6 protein-coding genes are annotated in these 8,323 nt (G+C 66.8%); 2 read left to right on the plus strand and 4 right to left on the minus strand.

The features are described from left to right. Positions 1–14: 14 nt before the first annotated feature. A complete protein-coding gene (locus V7066_RS17245; protein ID WP_334184217.1) occupies positions 15–1,235 on the minus strand; it encodes a glycosyl transferase in 1,221 nt (406 codons plus the stop codon). Between the two features lie 159 nt (positions 1,236–1,394). Here V7066_RS17245 and V7066_RS17250 point away from each other — a divergent pair, with 159 nt between their 5' ends. Both V7066_RS17250 and V7066_RS17255 read left to right on the plus strand, forming a co-directional pair. Next, positions 1,395–2,072, plus strand: coding sequence for a response regulator transcription factor (locus V7066_RS17250; protein WP_334184218.1), 678 nt, complete (start codon positions 1,395–1,397; stop codon positions 2,070–2,072). Between the two features lie 7 nt (positions 2,073–2,079). After that, positions 2,080–3,492 (plus strand): sensor histidine kinase, encoded by a 1,413-nt coding sequence (locus tag V7066_RS17255; protein ID WP_334184219.1) that lies wholly within the window; start codon positions 2,080–2,082, stop codon positions 3,490–3,492. On the opposite strand, the gene V7066_RS17260 is transcribed toward V7066_RS17255, so the two are convergent. From V7066_RS17260 to V7066_RS17270, 3 genes are all read right to left on the minus strand, one after another. Further along, positions 3,474–5,312, minus strand: a complete 1,839-nt coding sequence (locus V7066_RS17260; RefSeq protein ID WP_334184220.1) for an Svx/AvrXca family virulence/avirulence protein — start codon at positions 5,310–5,312, stop codon at positions 3,474–3,476. The genes V7066_RS17255 and V7066_RS17260 overlap by 19 nt on opposite strands. Positions 5,313–5,314: 2 nt before the next feature. Continuing rightward, the gene (locus V7066_RS17265; RefSeq protein ID WP_334184221.1) at positions 5,315–8,074 is read right to left on the minus strand and encodes a DUF5695 domain-containing protein; all 2,760 of its coding nucleotides are present in this window, start codon (positions 8,072–8,074) and stop codon (positions 5,315–5,317) included. 18 nt (positions 8,075–8,092) lie between these two features. Continuing rightward, on the minus strand, positions 8,093–8,323 hold a 231-nt coding region (locus V7066_RS17270; protein WP_334184222.1), incomplete at its 5' end, for an alpha/beta hydrolase family protein.

Below are 8,323 nucleotides of genomic sequence, written 5' to 3' on the forward strand. Positions count from 1 at the left end.
CGCCCCGCCTCCAGTCAGGCGCGGGCGGGCTGTAACCCGGCCACGCGCGCGACAATGTCGGCGGCGAAGCGGATCGGGTCCTCACCGGCAAGAAACGGCGTGCCGTCCGGCTTCCAGTCGAGTCCGCCGATCGCGTAGCGCATGCGCTCCTTCTGCCAGGCGACATAGGCGCGGTGATCGGCGAAGGCTTGGTCGATGGCGGCCACCGGATCGGCGTCGGGCGTGACGACATCGCCGAAGTGCCACATCGCGTAGTCCTCGCTGTCCTGCCACTGTGCGCCGTGGGCGTTGACGAAGAGGCACGGGCGCGGGCGGATCAGGAATTCGTAGACCTGGCTGCTCACGTCGCCGAGATAGAGATCGGCGGCGCAGGTATAAGTCATGTCGTTGCAGCGCGGCGAGCCGAGATCGACGATCACCTGGCCGGGCACGGAAAGCGCTTCCCACTCGCGGCGCTGGCGCGCGGACAAGCCCGCCGCCATGCGGACGTGCGGGGCGACGACGAGGTTGTAGCGACCGTCCCGCACCACGGCGTCGATCAGCTTCTTCGCGAAGGCGTCGAAGGAATTGAGCTTCGCCGTGAAATGCGGGTTGTAAAGCACTGTCTTGCGGTCATTGTCGAACAGCGGCGTGCGGTTCAGACCGGCACGCAGCATGGCGGCCAGCTTGATCGGGCCGGTGGCAGTGCAGTTTTCCGGCGTCACCAGACCGGCGGCGAGCAGGCGGTCTCGGTCCTTCTTTCCGGCGACGATCACGTGCTCGAACAGTTCGAAGCGCTTCTCGAAACCGACCGCGCGGTCGCCCGCGCCGTGCGGGATATGGACGAGCGGGGGGCACTGCTTCCACAGCCGTGCAAGAATGGTCGATGTGCGTTCGGCGCAGAGGACCAGTTCGGCATCGCGGATCAGCGAGGACCAGTAGACCAGCCGCGCCAGCTTGCGGGCGAAACCGGGGATTACGGCCTTGAGGGCCGACGGCAGCCGCATCTCGACGAGAGCGGGCAGGGGCAGGCCGATCTTTGCGGCAAGTTCGCGGACTGCCTCGGCGTCGGCCGCCTTGGGCACGAAGACCGTCACGCTGCCGGGATGGCGCCGTTCCAGTTCGCAGGCGACCGGCACGATATGCGGCAATTGGTGCGCGCCGCCGACGGCCAGGACGTGGATCAGGCGCGGTGCGGCCGTTCTGAGGGTCGTGGCCGGAAGGGCGTGCGGGGGAGCAGTGACGGTCGCGGTCATTTCCGGCCTATGCCGCAGCCTTGTCTCGGCAGGATTGCGGAAACATTTGGATTTGCCCATGTTGCGGGCGGCCTGCCGCTCGACGTGCGAGCGGCGGATCGATACGGGCGGGCTGTTTGACGCGCCTATTTCCGTAATGCCGTGCCGGGACCGAAGTTTATGCAGATCCTGCTTGTCGAAGACGATGCCAGCCTGGCCGCCCACGTCGCGGCGGGTCTGCGCGAGGCCGGGCATCTCGTCGATCACCGCGGCGACGGGCGCGAGGGGCTGATCCAGGCCACTTGCGAGACCTACGACGTGATCGTGCTGGACCGCATGTTGCCCTCGCTCGACGGGCTCAAGCTGCTGGCGGCCCTGCGCGCCACCGAGAACACCACGCCGGTCCTGATCGTCAGCGCGCTGGGGGACGTGGACGAACGCGTCCGCGGCCTGCGGGCGGGGGGGGACGACTACATGGCCAAGCCTTTCGCCATGTCCGAACTGCTGGCGCGGGTCGACAGCCTCGGTCGCCGCAACGCCGCCGTGGCTGAGCCGGGAGACATCCTGCGGGTGGGCGACCTGGAGATCGATCTTGTTGCCCATGTCGTCTCGCGCGCGGGGCGGCGCATCAACCTGACCCTGCGGGAGCTGCGCATCCTGGCCTATCTCGCGCGCAATGCCGGGCGGGTGGTCACGCGCTCGATGCTGCTCGAAAACGTCTGGGACTACAATTTCGACCCGCAGACCAATATCATCGACCAGCATATCTCGAAGCTGCGGCAGAAAATCACCGAGGACGATGAGACTTCTCTGATCCACACGATCCGGGGTCTCGGCTACGTCATGCGAGCGGAGTGACCCGGCGATGACGCGCCTTTTGCGCAGCCTCTCGTTCCGGCTGGCACTGACTTATGCGGTGTTGTTCAGCCTGTCGGTCGCGGTGCTGTTCGGCGCAGGCTATTGGTGGCGGGTAACGCGGCCGATGGCGGAGGTTCGCGCGCGGGTGGAAACCGAGGCGGGCGAGATCGGCGCGATCTACCGCAAGTCCGGGATGGCCGCTGCGCAGGACGCGCTGGACCGGCGGGCACACCGGTCAGCCGCGCGGGCCGCGTTCCACGTCCTCGTCGCGCCCGACGGCGAGATCGTCTCTGCCAATCTGCCGAGCTGGCCGCCGAAGCCCGGCAGGGACCTTACCGTGATCGAGGCCGACCGTTTCGTGGACGGCTTCGAGATCGACCACTCGGCCATCGTTCGCGACCGGACCATGCCGGACGGCGGACGCCTGATCGTGGGGCGGGATGTGCAGGACATCCTCGACGATGAGGACCTCTTGCGCACCGGCGCGATCTGGCTGCTTTGCGGCACGCTGGCGCTGGGCCTGATCGGGGGGTGGCTGATGAGCCGCGCAATCGGCAAGCGCATCGACATGGTGGCGTCCACCGCGCTCCAGGTGATGGAGGGCGACTTGTCCGGCCGCGTGCAGGTGCGCGGCACCAACGACGACTTCGACCGTCTCGGCGTCACGCTCAACCTGATGCTCTCGCGGATCGAGAGCCTGTTCGAGGCGGTCCGCCGGGTGTCGGACAATGTGGCGCATGAACTGCGCACGCCGCTGGCGCGCCTGGCCGGAAAGCTGGAAGTGCTGGAACACGATCTCGGTGAAGATCCGGACTGTAATTTCGGGGCCCGTCGTGCCGTCTCCGAGGCTATCGTCGAGGCGAACCGGCTGCGGCAGATTTTCGCGGCGCTGATCCGCATTTCGCGGCTCGAAGGCGGCAGGGCCGCCGCGCAGATCCAGCGCACCGATGTCGTGCAACTGCTGGAGGACGTGGTGGAATTCTACCAGCCCGAAGCGGAGCGGCGCGGCATCGACCTCCTGCTCGATGCGCGGCGGCCGCTGGTGGCGGATCTCGATCTGGATCTGGTGTTCCAGGCCATGTCCAACCTGCTCGACAATGCGCTCAAGCATGTGCCGGACGGGAGCCGGGTGGACGTGCGGGCCGGACGGCAGGGCGGAGACCTGCTGCTGGCGGTGTCCGACGACGGCCCCGGCCTCGCCCCGGCCGATCTCGCGCGGGTGACGGAGCCGTTCTACCGCGCAGAAAGCTCGGCGGGCGTGCCGGGCGAGGGGCTGGGGCTGAGCATGGTCGCGGCGATCGCGCAGGTCCATGGTGCGCGGATCGTCTTTGCCGACAACCGGCCGGGCCTGAGCGTCACGTTGGAGTTTCCGGGGCAGTTTCCGGGGCGCCTTCCCGGTTCTCAGGGTATCCAGCGATAGCGCGGTTTGGCGGTGACTTCGGGCACCGGCGCGGTGAGGTCCGCGCCGTGCTTGGCGTCCTTGACCGTTCCCGGATCGACGAAGCCATAGAATACGCCGGTTGAGGCGGAACCGCCACGTTGCTCGACGTCGCCGATGTTCCGGGCCGTTCCCGAAAGAACGATGCCCCGTTCGTATTCGCCCAAGGCAAGCATGGCGGTAGCCGCATGGGCCTTGTCCTTGATGACGGTATCGCCGCGCAGCACGGTCAGCCCGGAAACCACCGCGTCGCCGAGCACCTGGGCCTTGTCCAGAACCACGGCGTGATCCTCGATCCGTGCCTTGCCGGAGACGGTGCCGGAGATCACGCGGGCATAGGGGCCGACATAGGCGCTCGCGGCCACGTTCGCCTGCGGGCCGACCCAGCCGCCGCCGTTGGGATGGCGATGGCCGCCGGGGATCGGCTCGGGCGCGTCGGGGAGGGCGCCGTCGAACTCGACCATCCAAGGATAGCGGTAGATCGAATACCAGGGCTGATCCCAGCGGATCTTCTGCATCTCGGAGGGCGTGGCCATGACGACGAGGTAGAGCCCGGTATCGCCGGGGTGTACCGCGATCGAAGTCGTCCCCTTCGCGCCGCGCTGGAGGGCGGTCATGCGGCTCTTGCCGTCCGCGCCGACGGCGACCACACCCCAGCGCCAGTCCGAGGAGGGCGACGGGATCGTCTCCGGTTCATCGGCCAGTCCCGGCAGTGAGGCGACGGCGCTCGCCTGCTGGACCACGCCGCGGAAGGTCACGGTCACATGGTCTCGCCCGGCGTCGGGGTGCAGCTTGACCACGTTATAGCCCCAGCGCTGCGGCGCCCACATCTCGGGCACGGCAAAGCGGCGGCGCTTCAGGTCGATGGGATCGAGCACGGTGGCGGAAAGGATGCCCGCGTCAGTGGTCTGGTCGTACGTGCCGTAGTTGCGGCGGAAGACCGGGCCCTGGTCGCTGCCGTCCGGGTTCGTGTAGTCCCAGTTGGCGTTGTGGAGCGCCCAGTCGCCGAACGTGTCGTTGAGCTGGTCCTGCGTCCAGCCCATGTTGCGCTGAAGCACGCTGAAGGGATCGGCGGTGAGGCGCGCCGGGTCGTCCTTGCCGGGCGCGGTGCGCCAGATCGCGTTGACCGCTTCGAAGCCCTTGGTGTCCTTGAGGTATTCGAGGAACTGCCAGTTGCAGTAGCGCGTCCGGGTCGAGCCGTAATAGAGGTGGGGGTACTGCTTGAGCAGCACCGAGCAATGGGTGTTCTCGCGGAATTCCGGCAATTGCACGGTCATCCAGTTGGCGTGGCTTTCGAACAGCCAGCCGGTGAAGGGCGAGTCCATCAGGCGACCGGTAGCGGCCTGCAAGGCGTGGGTCAGTTCATGCGCGAGGCCGAAGCGATCCTTGAGCGCGCCGGGGTCGATCCACATGCCCATGTGGCCGAGTTCGTCGGCGCCGCCGGTCAGGCCGTAGCCCACGCCGATATAGGCATTGACCTTGAACTTCGTCGCCGAACCGCAATGAGGCTCGGGAAATTTCAGGGTGCCGAGGAAATAGTTCCAGACATATTCGAGGTGCTTCGTGGCAGCCTTGGCGACGTCCGGCTCCACCGTGCCGGGCTTCCAGTGGAGCGCGAAGTGTTCGCTTTCCATCTGGAGCGGCAGCGCGGAATTGGCCGCGTCCGACGGATCGGTTGCTGCGACCTGCCACGCCCCGGCCGCACAAGACGCACTCGGTGTGGATTGGGCGGCCGGGGAGGCAAGCGCCGGTGCTGACGGAATGGCTAGTGCCAGCACCGAAGCCTGAAGCAGGGTTTTCATTATCAGCGCGGGCTGAGCGTGACGGCGGTTTCGCCGGTGCCGAGCGCGATGGCATAGCCGCCGCGATCCGCCGTGCCGGTGTCCGTGCCATAAGTCTTGCCGCCGGCCGTGGTGGTCTCGAACAGCAGGCGGGCGGTGGGTGCGGTGGTCGAGGCCGGGTCGAGCGTGAGCACGATCTTGCCGGTCTTGGCGTCGTAATCCGCGCTCTTGATGCGGCCTGCCTCCAGCGTGATCCAGAGACCGGCGGGGGCGATGAACAGACGGCGACGGGCGCCGTCCTTTGGTTCGATATGGACCTTGCCGCCCTTGGTCGTCAGGTCGCCGCCGAAGCCGAGCCAGCCGAACTGCGGGTCGCTCACCATGTAGGTCGCCGAAGTGATGGCATGGCCGTAGAAGCCCATGCCGTAGTCGCCGGTGATGGCGTCCCACTTCATCATGTCGGGCCAGGAGTGGAATGCGGCCGAGCCGAAGCCCTGCTGGTCGATATTGGTGATCCCGCCCATCATGCCGCCATAGGCGACGCGCAGCAGGTGCAGGTCGCCGGGGTTCTGGCGATAGGCGTCGAACAGCGGCACCGCGTTGAGCGCCGAGCCGTAGTGGTGGATCTGCCGCTCGATGCGCGAGACCTTGCCGCCGTAGAGGAAGTCCCAGTAGCGGCGGGCATTGCCGTTGTAGCCCCAGTTCGGGATGGTCGGGTCATAGGCGAGGATGACCTCGCGCGTCTCGTCCGCCTGCGGCTGATAGCCGAAGTAGCGCATCCAGGCGTAGACTTCGGGCTGGCCGGTGGAATCCCAGGCCATCTCGCTGCCGAACGGGAACTTGAGCGTGCGCCAGTGATCGGCGCGGCCCTTCATCAGGCCCTCCATCTCGGTGGCTTCGGCGGTCAGCCCCTCGCGCTTGAGGTCCTTCAGGATGTCGAGGAAGACGTCGCCTTCCATCTGGCCGAACTGCGCATAGTACGGCGCATCGCGCATCATCGCGACCGAGGTGCGATAGGCCCATTCGAGGTAGAACTTCCAGTCGTGCTGCTTAACCAGCCCCTGGTTGTCGCGGGCGAGGCGGTAGAGCACCCAGTGGCCGATCGCGACGTGCGGATAGTTGTAGGAACGGCCGAGATCGTCCGAATCCTTCTTCGACCAGGCGGTCCAGCTCTTCCAGTTGATCTTGGGGTCGTAGTAGTTCGGGAACTCTACCGGATCGTAGTAGAAGATGCTCTTCTTGACCGCGCCCGCCTGCGGGCCGTCCTTGACCTGAAGCGTGCCGAGCACGGTCTCGTTGACGAGGCGCTCCAGCTTGGCGACTTCTTCCGGGCTGGGATTGTCGAGCTGCTTCATCATCGCGGCAACCCACGAACCGGCGCCGCCTTCGTCGCTCATGCCCGAGACCCAGACGCGGCCGTCCTGCGTGAGGATCTTGTTGTCCTCGCGGTCGTAGGAAAGGATCGCGGGGCTGCGGTGGAAGGGGTCGCCCTTGCCCTCGAACCACTGGTTCGTCGTGGTGAACTGGCCGATGTCCGCCATGACCTGTTCGAGCGGCTTGGTGATGTAGTAGCTGACGGTCTGCTTCTGGCCGTCGGCATATGTCACCGTCAGGCGCGCCTGGCCCCAGCCCGAGGCCTTGACCTGATAGCGGGCCCAGCCGGTTCCCGACTTCTCGGAAGTCGCCGTAAGCGCGCCTTCGGGGAAGGATTCGATCTTGGCGACCTTGCTCGGCGTCTTGAGGAAGAGGCTGGCGGTCTGGTCGGTCGGCACGACATAGCCGGGGATGCCGACCGCGACGGGGCGCTTGTTGGCGACCAGCGTATCCTCGATCTTGCGGATATCGGGCGCAGTCACGAAGCGCAGGCCGATCGTGCGGCTTTCACCCGGCGCGAGGGTGATGCTGGTCGGTTCGTTCCACTGCTGGCCGGCCTTGGCCCATTCCTTCTCGGCAAAGCCCTTGCTGGCGACGGTCCAGTCGTAGAAGCCTTCCGAAACCTGGCTGCGCTGGCTCCTGTCGGTGAAGATGTCGCCGTTCTTCGCTGCGCGCGCTTCGATGATCGGGCGATAGGCTTCGAGCGGGGTGCCCTTCTCGGGCAGGACCAGCAGGGCAGGACCCTGGCCGTTGAGACGGGTGACCTGCAGATAGCCTGCGTCACGGCCGATATAGGGATCGACGAAGCTCGCCTCGGCATGGGCCGTGTCGAGGTCGCGGTCGAGGATGATGTTGTCGAACACCATCGGCATGCCGAGGCCGCCGATCTCCACGGCTGCGCTGCTGGTGTTGACCAGGGTGAAGCGCATGGCGAGGACGCCTGCCTCGTTCACCCAGCGGCGCTCGACGCGCAGCGGCATTCCGGCCCCCATGGAGGCGGTGATGTCGGCAGCGGCGAGCACGCCGTTGCCGCCTGCCAGCGCCGCGATCTGCTTGCGGGCGTGGGCCGAGGAGAAGTCCTGCCAGTCGGAACCGGCCGTTTTCAGGCGGATGTGGATGTCGCCGATGTGGACGTAGCCGTCGCCCGCGCGTTCCGGTTCGCGGCCGGCGGGAACGAAGTCGAAGGCGGTGTTGCCCTTGGGCGAGAGGTGGGCGAGCGTCTGCGTATCTGCGCGAAGTGCGAGATCGAAGGCCGGGGTCTGCATTTCGGTCTTGCTGATCGGCGGATAGACCGGCTTCGGCTTCTGCGCTTCGCCTTCCTCGGCATAGGCCACGGTCGTCGGCAGCATGGCCGGGAGAGTGCCGAGCACCAGGGCGACGAGCGGCAGGGGCTTCAGGAGACGCTTCATTTCAGGTCCTCGCAGGGATTACTTGTTGGCTGCCGGGGCAGCAGATGTGGCCGCCGTCACGGGGCCGAGCGCAGGCGGCGTTTCGCCGAGCAGGTACTGGGTGAAGTAGTCGCGCAGCTTCTTCCAGAAGAAGGGGCGATAGACGTTATGCGTGGCGTTGGGCACGACCACCATGTCGACGTCGCGGCCGGCATCGATCAGGGCCTTGGCAAGGCGGAAGCTCTCGGTGACGGGCACGTTGTCGTCGAT

The organism is Novosphingobium sp., assembly GCF_036820275.1.
Lineage (GTDB): Bacteria > Pseudomonadota > Alphaproteobacteria > Sphingomonadales > Sphingomonadaceae > Novosphingobium.

Excerpts from the sequence above, each read along its gene's own strand:
- V7066_RS17245 (WP_334184217.1), bottom strand. The coding sequence starts at position 1,235 with ATGACCGCGACCGTCACTGCTCCCCCGCACGCCCTTCCGGCCACGACC.
- V7066_RS17250 (WP_334184218.1), top strand. The coding sequence starts at position 1,395 with ATGCAGATCCTGCTTGTCGAAGACGATGCCAGCCTGGCCGCCCACGTC.
- V7066_RS17255 (WP_334184219.1), top strand. The coding sequence starts at position 2,080 with ATGACGCGCCTTTTGCGCAGCCTCTCGTTCCGGCTGGCACTGACTTAT.
- V7066_RS17260 (WP_334184220.1), bottom strand. The coding sequence starts at position 5,312 with ATGAAAACCCTGCTTCAGGCTTCGGTGCTGGCACTAGCCATTCCGTCA.
- V7066_RS17265 (WP_334184221.1), bottom strand. The coding sequence starts at position 8,074 with ATGAAGCGTCTCCTGAAGCCCCTGCCGCTCGTCGCCCTGGTGCTCGGC.